Source organism: Curtobacterium sp. MMLR14_010 (assembly GCF_001865015.1).
Taxonomy (GTDB): Bacteria; Actinomycetota; Actinomycetes; order Actinomycetales; family Microbacteriaceae; genus Curtobacterium.
Window position 1 is genome coordinate 1 of record NZ_MJGV01000048.1, and the last position, 307, is coordinate 307.

Here is a 307-nt window from a genome sequence, read left to right on the forward strand (position 1 = left end):
CCCCGGCGTGTCCGGCGACGCGAAGCTCGCCGACGGTGCCGTGTCGTTCCCGATCACCTCCGGCTCGGTCACGTACTGGAGCCCGGACGGCAACTACCGCCCCTACGTCCAGGGCCTGCTGAACCACGACGACTCGGGTCTGACCCTCAAGGCCGGCGACACGACCGTGACGCTGGAGAACTTCGTCGTGAACCCCGGCTCCTCCAAGCTCTACGGCGACGTCCTCGTCAACGGTGAGGTCGCAGCCCCGAACGCGTACCTGTTCTCCCTCCACGGCGGCTCGCTGAAGCCCCTCCAGCTCGAGGGT

Annotated in this window: 1 pseudogene; it reads left to right on the forward strand. The window is 68.4% G+C overall.

Annotated elements, in window-relative coordinates:
• Nucleotides 1–307, forward strand: a pseudogene (locus BIU98_RS19490) (hypothetical protein); the annotation flags it as partial.